This is a genomic window from Legionella stuttgartensis (assembly GCF_977063405.2).
Map to the genome: position 1 here is coordinate 59,753 of NZ_CDRUHA020000022.1, position 24,885 is coordinate 84,637.

Here is a 24,885-nt window from a genome sequence, read left to right on the forward strand (position 1 = left end):
TTGTTTTGATAATATAGAGATTTGGAAATGTAAATTTTCCAAAATGGAAATAATTATAAGGATAATAGAGAAAAGTGCTTTCCAATGAAGGATTTTGGTGTGGTTCGCCAGTATCAAAATGGTTGTTTGAGAGAGTCTAATTTAAGCCGCATCTTAAAATCATCGAGGCTATAGCCTAACCGACAAACTTGTCTTCAGCGACACCATTGCCGAAAACTCAGAAACTATTATAACCAATTTAAAAAGGTGGATGGTTACTTAAACACTACCCTTTGAGTCATTGAGAGATCCTGTTGACTTTCTCTTAACTGTTTTATGGATTCTCTATATTCATGAATTATATTTTTCTCGACAGGGGGTTGCATGTATTTATCTTTATTTGCTTCAAAGTCTTTTTCCTCTTCAGCCCACTCTGTCTCACTGGCATGTAAACCAGATAATGACTCCATGTAATATTCTACGCGATCAAAGCGCTCTTGTTGTTTTTCTTGCCAATTTTCTTCAAGTTTTGTGGCAAAACCATATTTCTCTTTAAACCAGTTAAACGCATGCTCTAATTGAAAATAGGGTTTTATTAGAGTTTCGGCTAGAATATGTCCATTCCCGTCATGGCCAGGGCCTTTTGCAAAATAAACCGTTGCTCTCCGATCCTTTAAATCAGCACTTAAATCAATAGCAACCCACCCTCTCCATGGTCCCATATCTCCCGTCTTAAATGCTGTAAGGGGTCTACCCTGTTCATCGAGTTCAAGTTGAAAGCCCAAACATTCAGCCACATAGTTCAAATGGCTTTTCTCAGGAACAACCTCTTTTGCCCAAGGATCCTGAGTCATACGGATCTGCTGTTGAAATGCATATTGTAATTGTTCATCACACATCCAGGCTTGAACAAAAAGTGCATAATCTTCAGCAGAAGTAGATAAACTATTCGCTGCGCAGGGCTTATCTCCGAAACTGCTATGGTTCATATGTAGCGGTTCAAATACATATTTCCTAGCAAGTACATCCAGATGAGTTGTATGACCTCGTTTTGCTACTTCTTCAAGTATTTTGGGTAGGTATGGGTTAAGCTCCTTGATGTCAGTAAGCCTCTGTAGTTCACAGTTAAGTACTTTTAAGTCTATGGTACTGGATACACCTACTCCGTTCATGTCAATAATTGTATATCTTAGAGTCGGAGGGGTGATTGAAACATACAGCTTATTTTCTTCAAAAGAGTCGGTACTATCCTGCATTAAAACCAATTGCGGTTCATAAAGTTTTTCAATCACTTTTTGCAAATAGAACAATGGCAACCCTGAATATCTATAATATTCTTGGCCAGGTTCAAACTGATGATTTGCTTCATTTGTTCGATTTAAATCAAATCCCGTTTTATGTGAGAGAATCATGGTCGGTGTAAATGAATTAATGCGTGCTATATCTTCTTCATTAATATCTTTATCATTTTTCCATTTAAAACCATGTTGATCACAAAAGACTTTAAAGGGCAAAATATTATTAAACCCCTTCATATCTAGAGTTAGCTTACCGGCCTCCACGAGCTTTAACACGAGGTACGCAAAAACGGGTTTACTAAGTGAAGCAGCCCCAAAACGTACATCCCTACTCATGGGGGCATCTCCAAAGCTATGGACTATAGGAGAGCTATTACTTGTAACAGTAGCAACATCTACTTGAGTTATATTAGCTATCTTTCTTACATCTTCCACATCGGGGTTTTTAGTTCCGTAGGATTTTTCGGTTTTGGATTGAGACATTTCAGTTCATTAAATGGATTACGATTGTTCATTAATTATACATTTAATGGGTAATCGTAGATTTATCTTTAGAAATTTTTACCATTTCTTATCAATGCACTCGATTAACCATGAGGTCTTCCAAATATTGCCAAGCCTTGTGTGCGAAACCAATATTTGTCATTACCAATAACATATGTTTTGAGTTTGGGAATTGCCTGAATCTCCGCATACCCTGTTGTTAAAAAATAACTCCGTCCGGTAATGTAATGCTCCTTCGTATTTCTAGAGGGAGTAACCAAAATATTACCTTCAGGAATAATATGAACCATTTGTCCAATAAAGTTCACAATGTCGTCTTCTTTTTCAATTCCGTTCTCAACTCCTAAAAGATAGGGGACAAAAGCAGTATCAAAAGTTTGCTTTTTATCACTCGTAAGTAGTTTATCTATTGTGCCCACATGAAACTGAATGTTTTTATCCAATTCACAACTCGTTTGAATTGTGGATTTAACAGCACGCTGAACTAATGTCACCATATAGTGAATATAGGCTCGCCTTAATAAATTGGGTTGGACTATCCAGAATAAAAAATTAACAAAGTTTCCCCGCTGCAAATTAACTAAGGGGGGATACCAACACGTGAGTGCGTCAAATAGTTCTCCAACTGAGGGCAACGCATTTCCTCGATCATCATATTCACGATAAAGATAGTATTTTTTAAATGCTTTCATCCAGGCAATTGTCACAGCATCTTTGTCATATGCAGTAACTGATTTTGCGCCTGCTTGTGCAAATAAGAAACTACTATTACCATATCCCGGAATGACTAAGACATTTTTTCCTTCCACATTGGCACGGATATTATATCGGTTTCTTTGATTCCCCGCCAAAGCAGATGATAAATATCGCTCCGCTCCCATGGGGTATATTTGAACCTCTTTATTGTCAGAGAGCCTTGTTATACGTCTATCCAAGATCCATTTCTTTTCCTGCTCACTTAAAATAGTTTCATACTCCGACATAAAACCCCTAAGCTAATTTTCTGAAGATTGTAATCGCAATGACTTAATCCATTTTTTTAGAAATATTGATGACTCTGGAATGCTGAAACTTAATCGTTCCGAAAGTTTTGTTCCGAGCATCTGCGAAGGCCGCTCAATAAGTAGATGTAGAAACCAGGAGAGTAGTACAGAAACAAAAATCACTACACTCAGAGCTAACCCAATTTTAAAACCTCTATCCAACATAATGCGAAGAAGAATGTACCCCACAATGCTGTGAATAATATACAGAGGATAACTAATGTCAGCAAAAAAATTAAATATAGGATTTGCTTTAAAAAAACGTGGGAATATATAGGCAAACATAAAAGTTAACAAAGCCAACGCATAGCTCCATGCCAATATTAAGTTATTGGAATATGGCCCAGCCCACCAAGCGATGCAAAATATAAAAAATAAGCTACTTATTAGCAAATATGCTACATCAGATGATATTTTATGAGCGTATAAATAATGAAAAGCTACCCCAATGAACATGAAAATTATATAAGGTGATGACATCATATAAATTTCAGCTTGGATAAAGGCAACCAGATGATTCATTGCCCACACTGGAATCATATGCGACAGGTAGCAGGTTAAAAGAAATAATGCGATGGGTATTAAAAAAACCTTTAGTGAATACCTACGAAACCAGGCAATTGATAAAGCCACTATAAGATAAAATTTCATTTCTATTTCAAGAGTCCAGATAACTGTATCTATATTTCTCGATCCGAGAATATCTCGAATTCCTGGTATGTAATGGATTAAAATCTCTTGAAAGGTATAAGGCCAAGGTGCAGGAAAATATTTTCCACATAAAAAAAGAGCCAATAAAGTAATACTAAATCCTATTATGTAGGTAGGAATAATACGAAAAAAACGCTTTATGCAAAATCCAATTGCATTTATTCTATGGAGTGAAAATGGAATAACAAAACCACTGATTATAAAGAATAACCCCACTCCATAAGAGCCCCAGTCAAAAAGAGGAAATAAATTAAACCATTTGATGTATGTGGGTATAGCATATGTTTCAGGAGATAGAATCGGCGCATTAATTATATGAGCGATGGAGTCTCTCTTATACCAAAAAGTACTGAAATAATGGGAAATAACAACCAATAATGCTGCAAGACCTCGCAAGGTGTTTGCAAATTCAATCTTGGAATTAGCGCATAAAATACTTCTCATAAGTGGGGGACTGGCTCCTTTTTCTTTGACTATTCATATAAGTCATTGTTTATTTAAATTGGTTTTATCAAACTAACAAAAGCTCATTGTATCTCACCATGTTTTTCTTGACTATCCTCAGTTTTAGCAGTGCTCAGTAAAACAGTAGATTGCTTGACCATTCAATAGATTGGATTTTTTTAAGTAGAACAAACTTTAACCTAAAGTAGAGCACTTTTTTCGAGTTTTAATCTTTAGCTAACAATGCTCTGTTAAAATTAAATACAGATAGTTCATCAAATGAGGAAATTATGAAATACAAAACAACTGTTGAACAATACCGGGATGGTACTCTTGTTATGAAGGATGGAACGCGAGATGCAATTGGTGATATGACTTTTGCGTATCATGCACTTTTAGCAATTTGCGATGATCAAGGTAGTAAGAAGAATGCCTTCGTAAATGGCAAACATTTTTTTGTAGAGTCAGCAGATGGTCGTTTAAATTCAGACAGATTAAAAGTGACCATTAAGAGCGAGTTTGCTCAAGATGCGATTGCTGTACTAAAAAGTGAATACCCAGGGTTGGAGATAAAAGGCGAACAGCCTCGCCAAGAACAAAATACTGAGTATCATCCCAATTAGTGCTGTATCTCTTTTAGCATGGAAATAAGGAAGTTCCTTTGCTAAGTATTTTATGCCCCATGTAAAATGAAGTGGTGAGTAGCTTTTTGATTCTACAATGCATTTTAGTTACGAACATCCCCCCCCAACCAAAAAATTTATTGCTGATAATAGTTTACAAGTTAACAGAATAAATTCATTATCTTAATCCAATAATTTAGAACTTTGAATACTAAAATAAACGTTCTATCATCTTCCACGTGCCAACTGCCACTGATTTGAAACGCAGCGATTTAATTAATCATTTTATTTAAGGACAAATGTATGGCTAAAATTCTTTGTGTTCTATATGACGATCCAATTAATGGATATCCAAAACATTATGCTCGGGATACGATTCCCAAAATAGAACACTATCCTGATGGACAAAAGGTCCCTACTCCTAATCATCTTGATTTTAAACCTGGTTCTTTACTTGGTTCTTTGTCTGGTGAACTCGGATTACGTGAGTTTCTTGAAGCTCAAGGACATCAGTTTATCGTTACTTCGGATAAAGAGGGACCAAATTCCGTTTTTGAAAAAGAATTACCCGATGCCGATGTAGTGATTTCCCAACCTTTTTGGCCTGCTTATTTAACGGAAGAGCGAATTGCCAAAGCAAAAAAATTAAAATTAGTCATTACCGCGGGCATTGGGTCGGATCATGTAGATTTACAAGCCGCAAAAGAAAGGAACATTACTGTAGCAGAAGTCACTTATTCAAACAGCATTAGCGTTGCAGAACATGTTGTCATGATGATTCTTTCTTTAGTACGTAATTACTTGCCTTCGTATCAATGGGTTGTCCAAAAAGGTTGGAATATTGCTGATTGCATCGCACGCTCCTACGATTTGGAAGGAATGACAGTAGGCTCTGTAGCATGTGGGCGTATCGGATTAGCGGTCATGAAGCGTTTAAAGCCTTTTGATGTAAAATTGCATTATACAGATCGCCATCGCCTGCCAGAAAAAACCGAAAAGGAATTGGGATTGGTTTTTCATAATCGAGTCGAATCTCTTGTGGAAGCATGTGATGTGGTAACTATTAATTGCCCATTAACACCCGAGACTGAAAATTTATTTGACGAGCAATTGATTAATAAAATGAAACGAGGTTCTTATCTAATCAATACGGCTCGAGGAAAAATATGTAATCGCGAAGCCATTGTAAGAGCCTGTGAAAATGGTCAACTTGCAGGCTATGCAGGTGATGTATGGTTTCCACAACCGGCACCCAAAGACCATCCTTGGCGCACAATGCCTCACCATGGTATGACTCCTCACATTTCAGGAACGTCCTTATCTGCACAAGCTCGTTACGCTGCTGGAACACGCGAAATTTTGGAGTGTTGGTTAGAGGGACGCCCTATCCGTGATGTTTATCTTATAGTTGATAAAGGCAGACTCGCTGGAACAGGAGCTCATTCATACACTATGGGTAATGTGACTGCAGGTGCTGAAGAAGCCTAGATACTTTGAGTCTCGAAAGAAATGAATATCGTTCTCCATTAGCTTTTTTAGAATGAACGATATTCATTTACTAATGGATTTGCAGGAGGCTTATATAGTAGGTTTAGGAGGTTCTTCATCAAATGCAAATGAAAAGTCATCAATCCCATTGCGACTTAAAATTGATTTAATGAGGTCAATGATCTTCTCAACAAATGTCCTTTTATCATATAGTGTTTGCGCAAGAGTACTATTATATTCAATAGTTAAATCTGTATTTGCATACTCCATACCGCCTAACTCGGTAGGTCTCAAGTGGAGTCTATTTTTTATAATCATCATTGCAGATTTATCGTCATTACTCACTTCGACTGCACCTAATCCCTCTCGTTTATCTAAGCCCATTAGCTCTGTTTGCTCATCAATATAGATACTTCCATTTTTTTCATAAATATTAACTTTTGTATTTAATTTATTTCCATCAACAGTGTATCCTTTTTCTGCAACCTCAATATTATCAGTGAGTGACTGAGCTGCTAAATAAAGTAGTCCCCATTGATAAAAAACCTTGCTTAATTTATTAACATACTGAGCTTGTAGCTCCTCATCGTTACAAAAATTTAGTAATTCTCTTTTAAAGAGGTTGGAAATATGATCAATAGTGAGATTCGCTTTTACGACAGCTATTTTCTCGTTAGTATTCATTCCTGTTGAATCAATTTTTAAGTCAGCAATACAAATATCCAGTAATGATATGCCATTAAAGTGAATTATTGTTAAATCACGATTAAGGTCATGAAGACATATAGCGAGATTACCCTCCATGTTCGCTTGTCGTGTTAAGAATTTTCTATTTCGTATTTGCCAAAATGGTGTAGTCATATAGATTTTTTATATTTTTCCATGCGTCATTATAGGTATATTTTCTTAACGTTTTATTAAGAGCGTAATCCTCGTCACACGGTACCAATTTTGATTAGTTCGGAAGACGAAACTTAAATATCAAAACTAAATAAGATCCGCTTAGGTTGTGCTGGATCATAATCAACGATCACAATTTCGTCTGAGTATTGATTTTTTGTATATTCTGAAATGGTTTTACGCCAAAATTTATAAGCTATTTGGTTTTCAGGAATTACAGAAACTTCCCAGTGCCCTGGATGTGATATAAAGACTTTTCCCACAACCGCTTTTCCTACTCCTTTTTTTTGAAATTTTCCTAGAATAAAAAACTCACCCATATTCCACTCGGTTTCAGAACGCTTTCCCTCACAATTTAAGAGAACAAAGCCTGCAAGCTCCTCATTGATTAAAACTTTATAGGCTTTTCGAGTTTCATTTATAAAATACTTTTTGAAATCAAAGCATTCATACAAGCCATCTGCGGGAATATTCCAATCGGTAGAAATAAAACCGCATTCTTTTGACATGTCGTAAACATAGAAGCGAGCCATGTTTTGGATTGTTGGGTAGTCCTTAAGTGTCGCCAGTACAAGTTGTGGCTCAAAAGATTTTATTTTCATCTAGTTCACTCAAAATTAACAAAAATCAGTTTGGAACATCTATACTAACTTATGATTTTAACACTTAACTAAGGAAGGGACGTATCATGTATAAAAAAATTATACAGACCGCTGCATTTGCATTTACACTAGCAGTAAGCCCAGTAGTATTGGCTCACTCTGGAGGCTGTGGAGAGGGATTTAAAAGTATGGTTGAATCACTCAAACTAGATGATAGCCAAAAAGCTAAAATAAAACCTATTTTAGACCAACTTAAAGCCTCAATGAAAAATGATGCGGACCAAATGAAGGATTTAAGTCGACAAATCAATCAACAAGCTGAATCAGCCACCATGGATCAATCAGCAGTTGACGGTTTAATTGATAAAAAGACAAAACTTATTGGTGATATGATGAAAGCTAAAATCACAGCAAAAAATCAAATTTTTTCTGTGCTTAACCCACAACAAAAAACAGAACTTCAAAATAAAATGAAAAAGATGGAAGCAAGGATGGAAGAAAAATTTAAGAATTGCCATAAAGAATAGTCAGTATAAAGAGTTAATTCAGGAACAATGAAAATTGTTCCTGGATCTTTAGGAGGGAAGGTATTTTCATGCTATTAAAAGAATATCTAAACTGTGATGCAACTGAACTTGCAAAACGAATTAAAGCACGAGAAGTTAGTCCCGCTGAGGCTATGAATTGCGCTCGTTCACGGATAAATGAAGTGAACCCAACACTCAATGCAATTGTTACTGATTGTTCTGATTTTGCAAAGGAATGTCTTGCTAATCTTAGGGGTAATGAACCATTTTATGGTGTCCCTTTATTAATAAAAGACTTAGGACAACCCCTTGTAGGAATCCGCAGCACAGAAGGATCACGATTTTTTGCTAACAATATTTCTGAGTTCACCAGTGATTTGGTGAGTAAAATGATTTCATTAGGTTTTATCCCTATTGCAAAAACAAACACACCTGAGTTAGGCCTTTCTTATGTTACAGAATCTGTTTTATTGGGCCCTTGCCGTAACCCCTATGATCATAATAGAACTTCTGGTGGTTCTTCCGGAGGTTCTGCAGCAGCAGTTGCTACAGGTATTGCACCTGTAGCAACTGCAAGCGATGGCGGTGGTTCCATTAGGATCCCTGCCGCATGTTGTGGTTTATTTGGTTTTAAGCCTACAACAGGTCTAACCCCAACAGGCCCTTTAACTAATGAGTTGTGGTCTGGTCTGGCAGTCAATTTTGTCCTAACTCGATCACTTAGAGATTCAGAAGAATTATTTAATCAATTAACGGATCGTTCACGGATACCTCTACATCAACCGAATAAAAAAACATTAAATATTCTTTATCTTGATGGTGCTTTTGCATCAGTACCTGTTGCAAAACCATGTCTTGAGGCAGTTAATATAGTTGAAGAATTATTAAAAAAAATGGGGCATACAATTCAGAAAAAAAAATTAGCCCTGGACCTTAATGCCATCGGTAATTATGTGCTTACTCTTATCGCCGCCAATACATATTCAGAGATTAAACTACAAGAAATTCAATTAGGAAGAAAGGCAACACAAAATGAACTCGAACCAGTGGCCTGGGAATTTTACAAGCGTGGGCAAGCTCTTTCAGCTTATGAGTATCTTATTGCAAAAGCGAGTTTATACCAACTTACTCAACCACTACATCGGTTATTAAAGCAAACGGATGTAATATTAACCCCCGCCCTAGCCCAACTTCCTTTGCTTATCGGCGAATTAAGAACAGATGATGACTTTGAGAGCTATTTACAAAAAAATATTGAATTTTCTCCATTTACATCACTGTTTAATCAAGCTGGTCTGCCAGCAATGACAATTCCTGTTATGATGCATCATCAACTTCCAATATCAATACAAATTGGTGCTGCTCAAAGAAATGACTTACTGCTATACTCTTTGGCAAAAGAGTTGCAAGCCATATTACCTGACTTTAATCAACTCGTTACTTTACAATAAAATGATGGGTTAGTTCATGCAAAAAAAACAAACCACTACCATAGAATTTTACAATTCGCTACCTGATGAAGTAGAGGAAATCATGCGAGAGGATCTTATAGCGTATGAAACCAGTCATGGGACCGATGTTAATTATAAACCATTCTGTCTCATTTTAAGAGATGAAAATCAGAAAGTATGTGGCGCCATCAATGCATTCACTGCATTTGCAGAGATTTATATTGATGATATGTGGGTACATCAGCAACATCGTGGTAAAGGTTATGGCAAAATATTACTTCAAGCACTTGAAGATCAATTTCAAGGGAAAGGTTTTAATAATATAAATTTAGTCACTAGCGCATTCCAAGCTCCTGATTTTTACAAAAAATGTGGTTTCCAAGTTGAGTTCATCAGAAAAAATAATCAAAACCCTAAACTCACAAAAATATTTTTTATCAAATATTTTAAAGATGAGAACCAGAAACAAGGCATCTTAGAATAAACGGGATAAATAATTACATAAAAGAGCTCTTACTATGAAGATAGAGCTCTTTTATTCTTACTGATTTGGCATGGGATTGCTTTTACCCATATTTTGGATATTAAGATTGCTTTTTTCTGTTAGGTTGCTTAGTTTTGGTGCTGTATTGTCCTTTGGCGCATTTTGAGCCATTGGTGCTTTAGCCTGTATTGCAGTTGATTTTTGAGGAGTACTTTTAGCTTCCTGTTTTGCTTTTAAGGCAGTCGATGTCTTACTGGTAGCTACCTTAGTATTTTTTTGGGGGCTTACTTTTTTCACTGATGATGAAGATTTTTTAGCGGTTGGCGCTGCTTTTTTTACAGTCGAAGTAGCTTTTTTAATAGCAGAAGTCGTTTTTTTTGCAGGCGCAGAGGCTTTCTTAATAGCAGAGGCCATTTTTTTTGCAGATGAAGAAGCCTTTTTAGTAACAGAAGAAACTTTTTTCGCAGCAGACTTGGCAGCAGCTGTTGCTTCTTTAGTACTTTTCTCCATAGTAGTAGAGACTTCACTCATCATTTTTTTAGTATTTTGATCCAAATTACGAGAGACATTTAACCAATGACTTTCAAGTATATTGAAGGTTTCTCGCATGTAATTTAGAGTCATATGACTATTTTGAATAAACAATTCCATATTTTTTTCAAAAAAATCTTCGGGTCTTTTTAAGCTTAATAAATCTACGGGTTTCATTAAAGATAAGTTTTGCATCATTTTAACGTTGAGCTCCATGAGCTTTTGCATTGGGGCGTCAAAATTGTTAAAAAATTTTTGCTCAAAAAATTCATTTTTCATTAGCATCTCCATATGTTGCATTGCACAATTCAAGATTAGTTATAATTAATTAATTTGTCAAATAAAATCGAAGCAACTCTAAGACATTGATTATGCTCACTGTTTATAGCGTATCCTTATCATCCAAACCACTTTATTTAAATCAATTACTTTTAATTCTACTCGCCTTTTATGGATTTTCAAAATATCCAAAACATCTCAACAATTTTAACAGATTGAATTTTTGTAAAAAAGCAATAGCACTAATTATGTTTTTTCAGGTAGGATGAAGAGGGATTTTATTGTAATTTTTCAAGGAGAGTATTGTGGGGACACTTACTGTTGATGGAATGAACGCTGTTGAAAACTCAAAAAAAGAGCGTGCGGACGCTTTAAAATCATTAACTTCTAAACCGTATAACTTAAATGACGAAGAACAGCAAAAATTGCTTAGAAAATATATTAATGACTTTGAGTACAATGCCAATCTAATGTATCTATTCCAAGGAATGAGTACCGGACTAACTGCCTGGGGAGGCTCTTGGCTAGCAGGATTCCTTTTACCAATTCCTGAGTTTGCAAATTACTTTCTAAGTATGTTTCTTTACTGTGGCGCCGCTGGCTACATTCTCCAAAATTTTAGTCTAGCCGATTTTCATAGCCAACTTGATGAGATGAAAACCATTTACAACTGGTGTTTGAAAAAAAATGAAGCTTATTATGATGGAACAGATAATACAAACACACTCTCAAATCCTGATATTCAACGCATGATTAAATTAATGGCTCCATTATGTTCCAATGAGTTTATGCTGGTGTGGAAAAAAGTAACTGCCGCTGAAGAAACTAAAACCTCTATTTGGAGTAGTTTCTACAGTGCCTACTCTCTTTTTTCATCGTCTAAACCTGATGTCGATCTCAATCGTCTTCAAGATTTAAAAGCAAGCGTAGAACGACGAGAACTTGATGTAGGTGTATATAAAGGTGTAGAGGGAGCCATTCGTTATTTCGCAACAGATGCTCATTTTAGAGAGCTTTTAATGGCTAAAGTCAAACAACCCGTCGATCAGATAAGAGAAATGTTGCCTTCGGCACTTACTTTTGGACATTCTAAATCTGAATAATAAATATTATTTATGTTTACCCGGATACTGCAAAGTAATCCGGGTTTTTAATTTAAGTGAAGCTCCAACTGCTGCGTAGTACTAAAAACACTAAAAGATTAGCTGAATGAATCGTAACATTGAATCAAGTAAATCATTAAACTACGAATCCAAAGGGTGTTCGCATTTAGAGCGAGCCACTCTCTAATTCAATTATAAATTCATTACATTTTGATCCATGGAACATGATAAAATTTTTGCGGTAAAACTGCTTCTTAAATAAAATCCGCGTGGTAATGTTTTGATTTTATTTCCATAAGCATCGTAACCATAACATAATGATTTGCCATCTGCCGCTTTGGGTCTTACCTGCAGATACTCACCAGATTTTGCATCTAGTGTCTCAATATGTCCACTACTGATTTGAAATGATAGATAATTCCAATCTTCTGCTAAAATACGTTCCTCTGCTTCATCGGGCGACCATAAGAATCCTTGCCCGATTCTTCGCTGTGAATAAGGAATATCCGTATCCCCTTCTACTGGAACCCATAAAATCCGTCTTAATTTAGCATAGCATTGAGACGAGTTCCATTGCTGTTGATGAATAGTGAGCAAAGGGATAGACGTTATAAATGTAGATTCTGTAGGTTTTCCGGATTTATTTAGAGGTAGTGTTTTTAACTCTACGCCTAAAGCTTGGAAGTCGGGTAATGATTTATTCTGAGCATCAGTACCCAACGCCAACTCGATTGCTTGACCAGCCCACCCTTTTCGTTGATTAGGATGCGCCGGAATTAACAATTCTAAGCTCAAACCTAATTGTACAAAACTAAGGCCCGCAATCGAATTACAACGCTCAAGCAATTCCGCTTCAGTTTTCGGCGGTCTGTTTTTTGGCAGTGAGGTCAGCATGGCCTTCTTTAATCTCAATAGCGAGCGGCTCAATCGGAGGTCTAATATTTGCTGCTTTGAACTGAGTCATAATAGCAAACAATACTTTAGATTGTACCTCAACACGGGTGTGAATTTGCACATTGATAAAATATCGAGCCTCAAATTCAAGTAATGCTTCATCAATTTTCTTAAGAAAAACTTGAGCCGGAGGATCTCCCACAATTTCTGGAGTTGTAGCCAGAATATCTTGTATCAGTTGTTGGATCATCACTGGATCATCCGAGCGACTGACTTTTATAGGAATAACAGTTCTGACAATACCGTCCTGATGTGTCCAGTTAGTAAAAGGTTTATTAAACGTTTCAGCGTTGGGGATTAGAACTTCCATATTATCCCAAGAACAAACTCTCATAGAGCGAATACCGATATGGGCAACACGTCCTTCATGCTCACCTATAGTTACCAAGTCCCCCTCGCGAACAGGTCTTTCAACAAGCAACATAAGACCACCTACAACATTACTTGCAAAATCGCGTAAACCAAATCCCATACCTACCGCAAGACCACCAACAATCATAGACATACCACTAAAATCAAATCCAAGTACGTGGAGAGAAACAAAGCCACCTAAAAGAATAACGGCATACTGAGTGAAAACCGAAAGACTGTTACGTATCCCTACATCTTTGGCATTTTTATACAACCAACGATAACAGAATTCACGCGTCCATTTAGAGGCCCAAACAAGCACGGCAAGTAGGATAAAAAATTCTATAGTGCTTGTTACAGTAACTTGGATCCCTGGGATATTAACAATAGTATATTGAGCAAATTTACCTAAATTGATCATAACTAAGGAATCGGAATTCCAACCAAATAATTGGAATAGAACATGAATGCTCGCTAATAGTAGTACAATACGTAAAATATTGTCTAAGGGCTTTAAAAAGACCTCCACCCATAACCATCCGTTACGTAATGAAGAAATCATCAATTCAGAAAACAATTCCAACGCATCGAATAATAAACCTCTGGCAATAATATATCCTACTAGTACAAGTAATGCATAAGCCAAATATTGACTCAGGCTCCATGCTAAGCCGATAAATCCAAATAACCCTATTACCCCAGTAGTTAATAATGTAATTGGTACCAAAATAACCAATAAAGAAATCGCGTTACTAACATATCTTTTTTGACTCTTGAATAACGGGCGTAGAAGATACGGAATGACATCTTTACTTTTCCATATAACTAGAGATACGGTTAAAATAAAGAGCATAAATAATCGATTAAATATGTCTTGAAGCAGTATCGATAGGGGTAATAAATGGCCAATAGTCATTAAAGCGGTGGTCCAACCGCCGAATAGTAATAGCCATTTTAAACGGTAATAAAGTTTAACATCCTTACCCGATGAGTCAGTGACTCGTTCTAATAATGCCAAACGAGCTATTAAGATTAAAATCTTAAAAGTAAACCACACTGCGATTAATTTAAACAATAATTGATAATTGGAAAAAGAAATATGTGTTATATAAAGTAATGCCCAGAGCATGGAAACAATACAGAAATAAGGGATATTTCTTTGTATGAGAACTAGAACACCATCATACAGATAACCTGTTAAACGGGACCGCTCTTTATCTCTACGAAGCATTTTTAAGATACGGCTTATCATAAAGAAAAAACCGGTTATCAGCGCAAACCCACCCCATAAGATAACCATGGATAAAGTACTTAACCACAAATAACTATCATAAACTTTTAAGCTCAATGTTTTTAAATATTTATAAACTAATCCAGGAATAGCGACTATTTTCTTTACAATAATTGGCCAGCTGCTAAAGCTATAATCGGCAAGGGTTTGTCGTGAAGACATGAGTGATTTAAGTTGCGCTTGATAATCAGATAAGCTCTTAAGTAAAAGTTGTTTTTGTACATTGGCTTCATTGACCTGTTGCGCTAAAGTATTTTGTAGCGTGCTTATCGATTTCTTTAACGTTGGCGCTACAACAAGTTTTGTTTCTTTATTCAGAAAATTTTGAATGTGCTGTATTGTCTTTTCTATTTTAGCGTATTGATTTAAGGCATCTTTATAAATCTCTGTGATAAGCTGCAAATTTTTGGTATCAGGATTTTTAAGATAAATCATATCCCCTTTAACCACAGTCTTTTGTATATTTAAAGCATTTAATTGATTTTGAATTGCTGCAATATTTTGATTATTAATCAATAACATTGCTTCGTAATCTGCTGCTACGAGTTTTGGTGATGACTTAGAACGCTTATCTGGCTGATTCTTTACGTTGCTTTCATAAAGCATACTCAATCGTTTATTGAGTTGTTCTTTTAGCGATTTAATCTGCATTAATTTTTGTTCAAGTACAAAATTCGAATGCCACGACTCCAAATGTTTTATCTCATCATCTAGAGAGGCTTGATATTCTTTAACAAGTTTTAAATTTTCAGTAATAAGTTGAATTGTTTGTTTGTTAATATTGATTAAATTTTCTACTTTCTCTACACGTTCGGGTATGCTCGTGTTCTCTTTATCGAGAGGCATCTGTTGAAGTTGCTTTAAACGCTGATTAAGATAGTTTTGTTCTTTATTTTGATGTTCAAAAAAACTTTCTAAACTTTCAATTTTAACTTCCGTCATTGAGTGTATCGCCGACACCTGCTTCATTTTGTCGCTAAATTCCTTTTCACTTTTAAGCTGTATCGGTTTTTTTGAATCTTGAATGGCGGTTATTAGATGTATTTTGTCTTGAGTTAAGTATTCGGAAAAAGTAACTTGCTTTTTTACTGGTGCGGTCGAAGCAAAGGAAGCAGAAAAAAGCAAACAAAATAAAAAGCACCAATACGTTCGCTTTACCAATGAATTCATTTTTCCTAAGAAGAAATTATCCTTACACGTACAGGGATCTTTTCCCAAATTAGTTTTTACACCAATTAGAGAATTGATCCCTGATTTCGCAGGGATAATCACTTTTTGTACGAGGTTAGCTAGGTTACTACCAAGTTTAAATATACTATTTAGTCTGTGTAGTTGGAGCAAGTCTTATTCCCAATTCATTTAATTGTGCGTTACCCGTAGGTGATGGCGCACTCGTTAAAAGGCACGATGCTGTTTGTGTTTTAGGAAAAGCAATAACATCTCTTATTGATGTTGAGTCTGTAAGTAACATAGCGAGGCGATCGATACCAAGAGCAATACCACCATGTGGTGGCGCACCATATTGCAATGCATCAAGTAAAAAGCCAAACTTTTCCTGAGCTTCTTGCTCATTAATTCCAAGCAATTCGAAAACTGCTTTTTGTAAATCAGATTGATGAATACGTATGGACCCACCACCGATTTCATAACCATTAATTACTATATCATAAGCCTTTGCTAATGTGTGTGTTGGATTAGCGCGTAAGTTCTCAGGTGATAGATCCTTAGGCGAAGTAAATGGATGATGCATGGGATTTAACTTGTTGTTCTCATAATCCCTTTCAAACATTGGCCAATCAACAACCCATAATAATTCCCAACCCTCTTTGAGAAGTTTTCTATCATGTCCTAATTTTATTCTTAGTGCCCCCATAGACTCATTAACAATATGACTTTTATCAGATCCAAAGAAAATAACATCGCCAGTTTTAGCCTCTGTGCGTTGCAAAATTGATTGTACTGCTTCTTCAGAGAGAAACTTTAAAATAGGTGATTGTAATCCAGCCATTCCTTCGTCCAGATTGTTTACCTTAATGTAAGCAAGACCCTTAGCACCATAAATACTTACAAAACGACCATAATCATCGAGATCTTTTCTACTAAGGTCACATCCACCAGGTAATCTTAAAGCAATCACTCGTGATTCTAAATCATTAGCTGCAGCAGAAAATACTTTAAAATCACACTCTTTTACTAAATCTGCAACATCAATCAACTCTAAAGGATTACGTAAATCTGGTTTATCACTACCAAAGCGTCGCATTGCTTCAGCATAAGGCATTCTACGTAACTTTTCGGGTAGTTCCACATTAAGAACTTGCTTAAATACAGTTTTTAATAACCCTTCAATAAGCTCTAAAATGCTTTCCTCATCAATAAAAGCCATTTCAATATCAAGCTGTGTAAATTCAGGCTGTCTATCAGCGCGCAAATCTTCATCACGAAAACAACGAACAATCTGGTAATATTTATCAAAACCCGAAATCATTAATAATTGTTTAAAAAGTTGTGGTGATTGAGGTAACGCATAGAATGAACCAGGATGTACCCTGGAAGGAACTAAATAATCACGAGCCCCTTCTGGAGTTGCTTTAGTAAGCATTGGTGTTTCAATATCAAGGAAACCATACTGATTGAGATAATTTCGAATACAGCTGTTTAACTCATGACGTAACGTTAATTTATGCTTCATTGAAGGACGACGCAAATCAATATATCGATACTTATAACGTAAATCTTCGTTCACAACTTGGAAATCATCAGGTAAGAATGGAGGGGTCGGTGACTGATTTAGAATCTCAAGCTTTGTGCCAACAACCTCTACTTTACCAGTGGCCATTGCATCATTAATCATTCCTTCGGGTCTTTTACGTACAATTCCCGTAATACGAACAACAAATTCAGATCGTAATTTTTCTGCGTCAGAGAAAGATAATTTATTTTCCGGTTCATACACTACTTGCAGTAAACCCGAGCTATCACGAACATCAAGAAATATCACACCACCATGATCTCGACGATGATGTACCCAACCACATACAACAACCTCTTTACCTAAACTTGACTCATCGACGCCCAAACAGTAGTGTGTACGCATATAAAACCGCCTATTTAAATTTTTACAAATTGTTTGCTAACGCTGCCTCTGATGCAGGCGGCATTACTCCTAAAGAAATTATAAATTTTAGTGCTTCATCAATACTCATTTCCAACTCAATTACATCACTTCTAGGAGTCATTATGAGGAAGCCTGAAGTGGGGTTAGGAGTAGTAGGTATAAATACAGATATCATTTCATCTTTTGTTTTATTATTTATTGCAGTATTTCCTGCACCTGTTTGGAAGGCAATACTCCATAATCCTTTACGTGGATACTCAATTAGAACTACTTTACGGAACGCTTCACTATTTGTAGATAATACCGCATTAATTACTTGTTTTACTGCTTTATAAATTGATCGGACCAAAGGAATTTTAATTAGAATAGACTCGCCCCATTCTACTAAGCGTTGTCCAAAATAATTGGTGGCAATTACTCCTGTGACCAATAAAATAACAAGTGATAAGATAACTCCAAAACCTGGAATATAATGTCCAATTAATTGCTCAGGTTGGTAGGCTTTAGGAATTAAAGCAAGCGTGTTGTCGAGTAAGTCAATAATAAAGCGCAATACACCTATGGTGATGAGTATGGGTAACCATACCACCAATCCCGCGAGTAAATAGCTTCTTAATGACTTTGTTTTCACTTGTTGTCACCATCTTGAGTCGTTTTAGCTGAAGAAGTATCTTTTGGCTTCTCTGTGGAAGCAGAGTCATCATTTTTAGTTGTAGTTTCCTGCGGTTTACTGCTTTTGTTTTTAAAATCAGTAGCATACCAACCAGTACCTTTAAGTTGAAAGCCTGCAGCTGAAATAAGCTTAATTACAGTATCTTTATAACATACCGGACACTGTTTAACTGGCTCATCACTGATTTTTTGCATCAAATCAAAATGATGATTACAATTTGTACATTGGTATTCATAAATTGGCATCGAAAACCACTCCATTAACTTCAGACAGTTTAATCTAACCTGTTATTATAGCTAACTCACGAAGGATGAACAATATGTAGCTCCTAAGCCAGAACGAGCAAAGTCGTTGTATTCGCCTGAAAATTGTTTAAATTTTAATAAATATTTTTCGTTGATATAAAAAAGCAGCAACTAAAAAATTTAAGAAAAGGAAAAGCAAGGCGTAAAATAAGCCCGCGTTTTGAGGACTTAAATAGCCAAATAAATATTCTGAAATTGCAACTCGAACAACATCATGCGACCCATTAGGCAGAGTAACAACGAACATGGATTGAATTTTCAATAAAAGCACATGAAAAATAAAAATAAATAAGGCATTCATGCCAAAGATCTTAAAAGGCAACGACCATTTTATATACCCTAAGACATCGATGATAAAAAAACACAAACCAAAAACAATAAGTGAAAAACCACTACTCCATAAAACAAAGCTGCTTGTCCATAAGTTTTTGTTAATTGGAACGTTATAGCTCCATATCCAGGCTAATAATAGAGATAATATGCCCGTCGCAATTATTATCATACTTTTCTTTTGCTTACTGATAGAGGTTAACAAAAAATGGCCAGCCAAAACTCCAGAAAGTGTCGTGGCAATCGCCGGGATAGTGCTTAAAAGTCCTTCTGGATCAAAGGTTTTTGATAATAAATGTGCAGGAGAGAATATGAGTGAATCAATATAGCTTACCCAATTTCTTGTCATGCTTAATTGTTCCATACCAGGACCAGGAATTGGAACCTGGGTTAGAAAATACCAATATCCTATAAGAATGCCAAAAAAAATAAAAATTTGAGTCTTCACTGAAGTATTAAGATAAAGAAGAGCACAAATGAAATAGCAAAAAGCGATGCGTTGCAAAATACCATAAACACGCACAGTTGCTAAATCAAAATGAGAAGGAAAAGCATTTAAAAACATACCAAATAAAAATAAAAGAAGCGTACGAGTAAAAATGCTCCGATAAAGTAAGGCTTTACTCTCCACTTTGAGGTGTCTTTTTAGACTAATAACGGTAGTAATTCCCACGATGAATAAAAAGGCTGGGAACACAAAATCAGCTAATGTAAATCCGTCCCACTCAGCGTGATCGAGTATAGGGTATATAAATCGCGTTCCCTGACTATTGACTAAAACCATTAATGCCATAGTCAAACCACGAAAAACATCTAAAGATAAGATACGACTAGCTTCAGTTGAATTACTACTCATAGAATAAATTCATTTCAAAAATGATTATAATAACAGCATACTAAGTCGTCTTCAAACCGCGCACAGGAACATCCATATGGTATACATAGTGTTTGATAATCTGTTCGGCTTGTTCACAAGTTAAAGGTTTGCTGATTGCTCCTTCCATAAAATAATGCTGGCAATCATATTTGACTACGTCTGCTTCAAAACCAGTTAGGGCAATTATAGGAACATGGTGTTGGGTATTTTTTTCTTTTTGACGTAATTGTTTTGCAACAACATAGCCAGAAGAATCTTCTAATCCAATATCCATTAACACTAAATCATATTTTCCAGGCTGGAATAATTTTATTGCGCTATCAGCAGAATCGGCTATATCAACTTGACAATGTAATGCAGTGAGTAATGCTTTTTCCACGTTTTGCGCAATAACATTATCTTCTACCATCAGCACAGTGGGTAAATAACCCTCTTTTAATAAGGGCTTTATCATTTGATTGTCTTCTTGTAAAACTTCAACATGTTTTTTAAGTTCTTTAGTTATGGTGATATCGTTTAAAATGACTATCAATCCAATTATTTTTTTATTGCGATTCTGCATTAGCACTCGTGAGGATAGGAAGTAATAAGTTTTACCTGCACTGTCTTCTATCGCTTTTTCTTCCACGTTATGCTGAGGAATACCCGAAAATATTACTTTCATATCTTCTAGTTTTAATTCTTCTACTCGTTCCTTATTCCAATGGGCAAATTCTTCCATTTTCTGATAAGGCGAGCCTTTGAAGTCTTTGAGTGTATTTAGACCTAATAATTTCACGAAATTATTATTACACCCCTTCAGATTACATTCAGTATCTATCCAATAAACTATATTGGGCATTGAATTAATGATTTCCATGTAATATTCATGTATCGAATTAAGATCTTCTACAGTCCTATTTTTTGCGTGGGCTGACATGCAAATACTCCAAAGAATTTATTATTTTGCATGTAAATTATAGTACAGATTATTGATTTTGATTTTTGGATTGAGGGCTAAGTGTTTTATAGAAAAAGGATTGATTTAAAAAAACCAATCCTCGTGACTATTTTATACTAACTGATTATCCATTCAATTTGTTGTTTCAAGTCAATTGAAATCTCTGAAAGCTCCTCTAGCTCATAATCCAGATAAGGATTATCAATTGCACTATTATTTGCTTGATGCTGCATAATTTTTTTATCACGCTCTTGATGCAACCATAAAATCTGTGGCTTAAACAAATGAATAATCCCTTCAACCCAACGATCCAACACTTGCCAATAAGGATCATCACTTAAAGTCATTTTATAGTGTTTAAGTAAGCGTGCACTGTATTCTGAATTATACCAAATTTCTGAAGTAACCCAACGATTAACCGTGAATAAGCGTATTGGTTGCCCTAATTGATTTATGCCGATTGCAATCAAATGGGTCATAGGGTTATCAATATATTTGTCCCAATCTGCTAAAGGAGCTGGTTTGATACTTTTAGGGATATGTTTGTAACGTAAAAAACAATGAAAATGACCATGTTCTGTACTTTCATAGTTTTCTCTATGGCAATGATAAAAATATTGAGCCCCAGTATTACGATCAATGCGATCTCCTCGAGGATAATGGCTCATTCGTTCAAAACGTCGTTTTTTTTGTAAGGTATAATGCAGGATGCTTTTACCTTTTCTAGCTGTCATTAATTGTTGGGCTTCTAAAATTTGTTTGGCGTAATTCAAATAAATATTTTTATACCAACTGCTAAGTTTGGGTAATGTAAATTCAGCATGACTAATCATATTTCTTACTTCATATAGGAAGGAAAAAAGAAGAGGTAGTAGGAACTACCTCTTTATTAGAATCAAAACTACAGATTAGTCACCAGAGCAACCACCGCAGCCTTTGCAACCTTTACAGCCTTTGCAACCGTTGCAACCCTTGCAACCTTTGCAACCATTACAACCTTTGCAAGTGCTTGTAGTAGTAGATGCATCATCTGCGTAAGCAACAGATACTACAGGAGCTGCTAATACAGTTAATAGAGCAGCTACAGCTATTGTTGATTTTTTCATAATTTTACTTCCTTGATAGTTAATGATTTTTAACCCATTTAGATATTAGCAAAGAAATTTGAGTTTTTCTTCTTTTTTTTAAAAAAAGTTTATTATTCCGTACCAATTTAATCAGGGTTAATAAGCTCAAAAGTGCAGTTAGGATAGTTCTTTTTTTGAAACCTGCAAAAAGAATTTATCTAGCATTTTAACGCTTAAAATCCATTTTAAAAAAATCATCAGATGAGCCGGGAATGTTACCGGATATCTGGCTTTAGGCTTTTTAGACTCAATTGCATGGATCAATTTATCGATCACCGCATCGGTTTTTCGAGTAAAAAAAGAGTCGGATTTCTTTTGCTTAAATGAAGCCAGCATTCGTTCATATTGTTTACTGAAATAACTACGCTGCATATCAATGTTGTTTAATGAGTTATCAACAGAATTATCTCGAAACCGACTTTCTATAGGACCGGGTTCTATCGTAATGACATCTATACCTGAAGATTTTAATTCCAATCTTAGTGTATCGCTAATGCCCTCTACTGCATACTTGGATGCATTATAAGCACCCCGAAATGGCATACTGATAATGCCTAAAATTGAACTTATATTAATAATACGACCACATCCTTGCTTACGCATGATGGGAATCACTTGATTCGTCAGTTCAAGTAGCCCGAAAACGTTCGTTTCGAATTGGGCTCGTATCACATCACGTCCAATATCTTCCAGAGCCCCTGCTTGACCATACCCAGCATTATTAATTAAAACATCTAAGCGACCTTCTGTTTTAACCAATACTTCAGCAAACCCATTTTGAATTGAGGAGGAATCTGCAACATCCAATTGAATGGCTTCTACTCCCATATCTAATAATTTTTGAACATCTTCTTTTTTTCTACATGATCCAATAACTCTGTGTCCTCTTTTTTTCAGAGTAAAAACAGCATCGAACCCAATTCCACTAGAACATCCAGTAATTAGAATTATTTTTTCCTTCATAAATCGTATCCAAAAATTGCTCAGGAAAATCATTTATAATCTATAATTCCTAATGTAACAACATAATATGGAGTTGCGACATGGAAAAAGTTAGCATTCGAAGCAATAAGTTTTTTCGGCTCCTTGTTCTGTCTTTCACAATACTCATAGGTTTCTTATACAGTAATTTAGCTAAGGCTGAGATAACATCTTCTAAACTGCAGAGTCAGCAGCTCGCTTATTTCATTGGATATCATTCCGGCGGCTATTATGGACCATCCCCATATTATGGCCCGCCTCCGCCTCCATACCACCACCATCGTCACCATAGAAGATTTATCTGGACGGATTGGAGATACATAGGACATGGCTGTAGTCAAAGCTGTCTCATTGACCGCTGGAGTGGACGTGTAATTCGCTGTAAAAGAAGTTGCCGATAACAATTCGCACTGCTTTTGAAAGCAAGCGCTATATGTATTAATGCTTAGGCAAAATAATCAATCAGACCTTTAATCACCCTCTTATTTTTTAAGGGGGTTACTCCAACTTCATCTTCATGTGTCAATTGTTCTGTAGTCCCATCATTTTGTTGCGAAAACTGACCTGAACTGCTGTCTGAATCAATTTGCACTTCAGATAAATTTAAGCCTTGTTCAGCCATCATTGCCTGCAATTTCGGTAATGCTTGGTCAATAATATCTCGTACATGATGATTATGTGCCGTTATATTGACTGAAGCTGTATCATTTATTACCTTAATATTGATCTCCAACGGGCCTAAGTCTTCAGGATTTATTTTAATTATTGCGCCGGTTACCTCTTGCTGGCCAAGCCAAGTAATACGCTCCGAAAATTGATTTGACCATTCAGGATTATCTATTTCCATTGGTATCGTGAGGGTTTGAGGTATAGCATCAAAAGTACGAGCATGATTTTCCACAGGTGGATTAATACGTACTTCATTGGTAAATACATTGACCATTGACGGTAGCTTTACCCCATCAAGCTGTTCCATGAGAGATTCCGGTTTAGGTTGAGTGGGTAACGTACTTTCGTTTTGCTTCCCCATTTCACGAGCTAAAGGCTGCAATATAATCTGTTTTTCTTCATTATCTCCTTCTTTACTTTCCCAAGAATTGACGTTAGGGAGCAAAGGAATGGATGCGCTCATGGATTTCATGCGTACTCCACGCGACGGGGGATTTTCTGAGCGTTCATCGTGTTCGGTGGGCTCTTCAGGCCTCAATGACACATTTTTTATAATTTGATTCGCATCAGAACTCAAAATAATGTCTTCATTTTGTAATAAACCATGTTCAATTAAAGCAGGTTCAGCTGGTTGCTGTCGTACTTCTTGAGTTAAAGTACGTTCCATTACATTTTGAACTTCTTGAACTGGGGTTTGAACTTCGGCTGATTGTACCGTTTCTAATACATTCAGCCCTACATTTTGCTCTTTACTTATATTTCTATCTTCACTTGAATTGTATTCTTGCTGAAAATTTAACCGATTCACATCAACTTCTTGCTGCATTTCAATCAAAACAGGTTGTCCTGATGGCGGCTCATCTTGGATTGCCAGATTTTCTACTGCTTGCTGGAAATATTGCGAATTAATCCAAGAGACAGCAACATTATCCTCCACCACACTTGGTGATTGCTCTTCATTCGTTTGTTCTGAGATGGTTTTTTCCAACACCTCTTCATCCGAATCAATGGTTGAGTTAGTCGTTGTAGGGCTTAAGTGTTGCGTTACCTCTGAAACTTGAAACGAATTTTGCTTTGCTCCTTGATGCTTGGATATTTGCGTCGCAATATGGGTGAGTAAAAAGATGAAATCATTTGTATCTTTAAGATCATTATTTGGCAAAGCATTTTTTGTCTGTGAGTTTTCTACTGTATTCGTCAAAATTTCGCCATCTACAGCATTACTACTACCCGACAGATTATTCGAGAAAAGGTCAGCCGTAGGTAGATTTGATATTGCTTTATTCAAGTCTGTCATTCCAA

At 36.0% G+C, this 24,885-nt stretch carries 23 protein-coding genes; 6 read left to right on the forward strand and 17 right to left on the reverse strand.

Going from position 1 to position 24,885, the window contains the following annotated elements:
• Positions 1-254: 254 nt before the first annotated feature.
• The 3 genes from ACWTEW_RS05895 to ACWTEW_RS05905 all read right to left on the reverse strand — a co-directional run bounded on the left by ACWTEW_RS05895 (position 255) and on the right by ACWTEW_RS05905 (position 3,979).
• Complete coding sequence (locus ACWTEW_RS05895; protein WP_454780785.1) at positions 255-1,760, reverse strand: serine hydrolase; 1,506 nt, start codon at positions 1,758-1,760, stop codon at positions 255-257.
• A 104-nt stretch (positions 1,761-1,864) separates the two neighbouring features.
• Positions 1,865-2,764 (reverse strand): ABC transporter permease, encoded by a 900-nt coding sequence (locus ACWTEW_RS05900; protein ID WP_454780786.1) that lies wholly within the window; start codon positions 2,762-2,764, stop codon positions 1,865-1,867.
• 12 nt (positions 2,765-2,776) lie between these two features.
• Positions 2,777-3,979 (reverse strand): acyltransferase family protein, encoded by a 1,203-nt coding sequence (locus ACWTEW_RS05905; protein ID WP_454780787.1) that lies wholly within the window; start codon positions 3,977-3,979, stop codon positions 2,777-2,779.
• 290 nt (positions 3,980-4,269) lie between these two features.
• Here ACWTEW_RS05905 and ACWTEW_RS05910 point away from each other — a divergent pair, with 290 nt between their 5' ends.
• Together ACWTEW_RS05910 and ACWTEW_RS05915 are read left to right on the forward strand one after the other, a co-directional pair.
• Complete coding sequence (locus ACWTEW_RS05910) at positions 4,270-4,602, forward strand: hypothetical protein (protein ID WP_454780788.1); 333 nt, start codon at positions 4,270-4,272, stop codon at positions 4,600-4,602.
• 303 nt (positions 4,603-4,905) lie between these two features.
• Positions 4,906-6,090, forward strand: a complete 1,185-nt coding sequence (locus ACWTEW_RS05915) for an NAD-dependent formate dehydrogenase (RefSeq protein WP_454780789.1) — start codon at positions 4,906-4,908, stop codon at positions 6,088-6,090.
• Between the two features lie 90 nt (positions 6,091-6,180).
• On the opposite strand, the gene ACWTEW_RS05920 is transcribed toward ACWTEW_RS05915, so the two are convergent.
• Positions 6,181-6,951 carry a hypothetical protein gene (locus ACWTEW_RS05920; RefSeq protein ID WP_454780790.1) on the reverse strand — a complete coding sequence of 257 codons (771 nt, stop codon included), beginning with the start codon at positions 6,949-6,951 and terminating at the stop codon, positions 6,181-6,183.
• A gap of 113 nt (positions 6,952-7,064) precedes the next feature.
• On the reverse strand, positions 7,065-7,592 hold the full coding sequence (locus ACWTEW_RS05925) for a GNAT family N-acetyltransferase (RefSeq protein ID WP_454780791.1): 528 nt from the start codon (positions 7,590-7,592) through the stop codon (positions 7,065-7,067).
• Positions 7,593-7,678: 86 nt separating this feature from the next.
• Between ACWTEW_RS05925 and ACWTEW_RS05930 the strand changes: the two genes are divergently transcribed.
• The 3 genes from ACWTEW_RS05930 to ACWTEW_RS05940 all read left to right on the forward strand — a co-directional run bounded on the left by ACWTEW_RS05930 (position 7,679) and on the right by ACWTEW_RS05940 (position 10,054).
• Positions 7,679-8,119: a Spy/CpxP family protein refolding chaperone gene (locus ACWTEW_RS05930; protein WP_454780792.1), complete on the forward strand. Its 441-nt coding sequence runs from the start codon at positions 7,679-7,681 to the stop codon at positions 8,117-8,119.
• 68 nt (positions 8,120-8,187) lie between these two features.
• Complete coding sequence (locus ACWTEW_RS05935; RefSeq protein WP_454780793.1) at positions 8,188-9,570, forward strand: amidase; 1,383 nt, start codon at positions 8,188-8,190, stop codon at positions 9,568-9,570.
• A 16-nt stretch (positions 9,571-9,586) separates the two neighbouring features.
• Complete coding sequence (locus ACWTEW_RS05940) at positions 9,587-10,054, forward strand: GNAT family N-acetyltransferase (protein ID WP_454780794.1); 468 nt, start codon at positions 9,587-9,589, stop codon at positions 10,052-10,054.
• Between the two features lie 57 nt (positions 10,055-10,111).
• On the opposite strand, the gene ACWTEW_RS05945 is transcribed toward ACWTEW_RS05940, so the two are convergent.
• Positions 10,112-10,864 carry a hypothetical protein gene (locus tag ACWTEW_RS05945; RefSeq protein WP_454780795.1) on the reverse strand — a complete coding sequence of 251 codons (753 nt, stop codon included), beginning with the start codon at positions 10,862-10,864 and terminating at the stop codon, positions 10,112-10,114.
• Between the two features lie 305 nt (positions 10,865-11,169).
• Between ACWTEW_RS05945 and ACWTEW_RS05950 the strand changes: the two genes are divergently transcribed.
• A complete protein-coding gene (locus tag ACWTEW_RS05950; protein WP_454780796.1) occupies positions 11,170-11,967 on the forward strand; it encodes a hypothetical protein in 798 nt (265 codons plus the stop codon).
• A gap of 192 nt (positions 11,968-12,159) precedes the next feature.
• Here ACWTEW_RS05950 and mutH read toward each other — a convergent pair whose 3' ends face one another.
• The 11 genes from mutH to ACWTEW_RS06005 all read right to left on the reverse strand — a co-directional run bounded on the left by mutH (position 12,160) and on the right by ACWTEW_RS06005 (position 24,880).
• Positions 12,160-12,861, reverse strand: a complete 702-nt coding sequence (gene mutH, locus ACWTEW_RS05955; protein WP_454780797.1) for a DNA mismatch repair endonuclease MutH — start codon at positions 12,859-12,861, stop codon at positions 12,160-12,162.
• On the reverse strand, positions 12,821-15,733 hold the full coding sequence (locus ACWTEW_RS05960; protein ID WP_454780798.1) for a mechanosensitive ion channel domain-containing protein: 2,913 nt from the start codon (positions 15,731-15,733) through the stop codon (positions 12,821-12,823). The genes mutH and ACWTEW_RS05960 overlap by 41 nt, the downstream gene beginning before the upstream one ends.
• A gap of 145 nt (positions 15,734-15,878) precedes the next feature.
• Positions 15,879-17,660, reverse strand: coding sequence for an aspartate--tRNA ligase (aspS, locus tag ACWTEW_RS05965; protein WP_454780799.1), 1,782 nt, complete (start codon positions 17,658-17,660; stop codon positions 15,879-15,881).
• A 22-nt stretch (positions 17,661-17,682) separates the two neighbouring features.
• Positions 17,683-18,312, reverse strand: a complete 630-nt coding sequence (locus ACWTEW_RS05970) for a DUF502 domain-containing protein (protein WP_454780800.1) — start codon at positions 18,310-18,312, stop codon at positions 17,683-17,685.
• Entirely contained in the window at positions 18,309-18,599 is a 291-nt protein-coding gene (locus tag ACWTEW_RS05975) for an FmdB family zinc ribbon protein (protein WP_454780801.1), read from the reverse strand. Before ACWTEW_RS05975 ends, ACWTEW_RS05970 begins: the two co-directional genes overlap by 4 nt.
• A gap of 127 nt (positions 18,600-18,726) precedes the next feature.
• Positions 18,727-19,845 (reverse strand): acyltransferase family protein, encoded by a 1,119-nt coding sequence (locus tag ACWTEW_RS05980; RefSeq protein ID WP_454780802.1) that lies wholly within the window; start codon positions 19,843-19,845, stop codon positions 18,727-18,729.
• Between the two features lie 40 nt (positions 19,846-19,885).
• Positions 19,886-20,785, reverse strand: coding sequence for a response regulator (locus tag ACWTEW_RS05985; RefSeq protein WP_454780803.1), 900 nt, complete (start codon positions 20,783-20,785; stop codon positions 19,886-19,888).
• A gap of 137 nt (positions 20,786-20,922) precedes the next feature.
• Positions 20,923-21,639 (reverse strand): DUF6969 family protein, encoded by a 717-nt coding sequence (locus ACWTEW_RS05990; protein ID WP_454780804.1) that lies wholly within the window; start codon positions 21,637-21,639, stop codon positions 20,923-20,925.
• Positions 21,640-21,714: 75 nt separating this feature from the next.
• Complete coding sequence (locus ACWTEW_RS05995; RefSeq protein WP_454780805.1) at positions 21,715-21,912, reverse strand: hypothetical protein; 198 nt, start codon at positions 21,910-21,912, stop codon at positions 21,715-21,717.
• Between the two features lie 138 nt (positions 21,913-22,050).
• Complete coding sequence (locus ACWTEW_RS06000) at positions 22,051-22,896, reverse strand: SDR family NAD(P)-dependent oxidoreductase (RefSeq protein ID WP_454780806.1); 846 nt, start codon at positions 22,894-22,896, stop codon at positions 22,051-22,053.
• Between the two features lie 463 nt (positions 22,897-23,359).
• On the reverse strand, positions 23,360-24,880 hold the full coding sequence (locus ACWTEW_RS06005; protein ID WP_454780807.1) for a flagellar hook-length control protein FliK: 1,521 nt from the start codon (positions 24,878-24,880) through the stop codon (positions 23,360-23,362).
• Positions 24,881-24,885: the final 5 nt, after the last annotated feature.

What these genes read in the sequence shown, in the direction of transcription:
- ACWTEW_RS05895 (WP_454780785.1), bottom strand. Translation starts at nt 1,760, where the DNA reads ATGTCTCAATCCAAAACCGAAAAATCCTACGGAACTAAAAACCCCGAT.
- ACWTEW_RS05900 (WP_454780786.1), bottom strand. Translation starts at nt 2,764, where the DNA reads ATGTCGGAGTATGAAACTATTTTAAGTGAGCAGGAAAAGAAATGGATC.
- ACWTEW_RS05905 (WP_454780787.1), bottom strand. Translation starts at nt 3,979, where the DNA reads ATGAGAAGTATTTTATGCGCTAATTCCAAGATTGAATTTGCAAACACC.
- ACWTEW_RS05910 (WP_454780788.1), top strand. Translation starts at nt 4,270, where the DNA reads ATGAAATACAAAACAACTGTTGAACAATACCGGGATGGTACTCTTGTT.
- ACWTEW_RS05915 (WP_454780789.1), top strand. Translation starts at nt 4,906, where the DNA reads ATGGCTAAAATTCTTTGTGTTCTATATGACGATCCAATTAATGGATAT.
- ACWTEW_RS05920 (WP_454780790.1), bottom strand. Translation starts at nt 6,951, where the DNA reads ATGACTACACCATTTTGGCAAATACGAAATAGAAAATTCTTAACACGA.
- ACWTEW_RS05925 (WP_454780791.1), bottom strand. Translation starts at nt 7,592, where the DNA reads ATGAAAATAAAATCTTTTGAGCCACAACTTGTACTGGCGACACTTAAG.
- ACWTEW_RS05930 (WP_454780792.1), top strand. Translation starts at nt 7,679, where the DNA reads ATGTATAAAAAAATTATACAGACCGCTGCATTTGCATTTACACTAGCA.
- ACWTEW_RS05935 (WP_454780793.1), top strand. Translation starts at nt 8,188, where the DNA reads ATGCTATTAAAAGAATATCTAAACTGTGATGCAACTGAACTTGCAAAA.
- ACWTEW_RS05940 (WP_454780794.1), top strand. Translation starts at nt 9,587, where the DNA reads ATGCAAAAAAAACAAACCACTACCATAGAATTTTACAATTCGCTACCT.
- ACWTEW_RS05945 (WP_454780795.1), bottom strand. Translation starts at nt 10,864, where the DNA reads ATGAAAAATGAATTTTTTGAGCAAAAATTTTTTAACAATTTTGACGCC.
- mutH (WP_454780797.1), bottom strand. Translation starts at nt 12,861, where the DNA reads ATGCTGACCTCACTGCCAAAAAACAGACCGCCGAAAACTGAAGCGGAA.
- ACWTEW_RS05960 (WP_454780798.1), bottom strand. Translation starts at nt 15,733, where the DNA reads ATGAATTCATTGGTAAAGCGAACGTATTGGTGCTTTTTATTTTGTTTG.
- aspS (WP_454780799.1), bottom strand. Translation starts at nt 17,660, where the DNA reads ATGCGTACACACTACTGTTTGGGCGTCGATGAGTCAAGTTTAGGTAAA.
- ACWTEW_RS05975 (WP_454780801.1), bottom strand. Translation starts at nt 18,599, where the DNA reads ATGCCAATTTATGAATACCAATGTACAAATTGTAATCATCATTTTGAT.
- ACWTEW_RS05980 (WP_454780802.1), bottom strand. Translation starts at nt 19,845, where the DNA reads ATGAGTAGTAATTCAACTGAAGCTAGTCGTATCTTATCTTTAGATGTT.
- ACWTEW_RS05985 (WP_454780803.1), bottom strand. Translation starts at nt 20,785, where the DNA reads ATGTCAGCCCACGCAAAAAATAGGACTGTAGAAGATCTTAATTCGATA.
- ACWTEW_RS05990 (WP_454780804.1), bottom strand. Translation starts at nt 21,639, where the DNA reads ATGATTAGTCATGCTGAATTTACATTACCCAAACTTAGCAGTTGGTAT.
- ACWTEW_RS05995 (WP_454780805.1), bottom strand. Translation starts at nt 21,912, where the DNA reads ATGAAAAAATCAACAATAGCTGTAGCTGCTCTATTAACTGTATTAGCA.
- ACWTEW_RS06000 (WP_454780806.1), bottom strand. Translation starts at nt 22,896, where the DNA reads ATGAAGGAAAAAATAATTCTAATTACTGGATGTTCTAGTGGAATTGGG.
- ACWTEW_RS06005 (WP_454780807.1), bottom strand. Translation starts at nt 24,880, where the DNA reads ATGACAGACTTGAATAAAGCAATATCAAATCTACCTACGGCTGACCTT.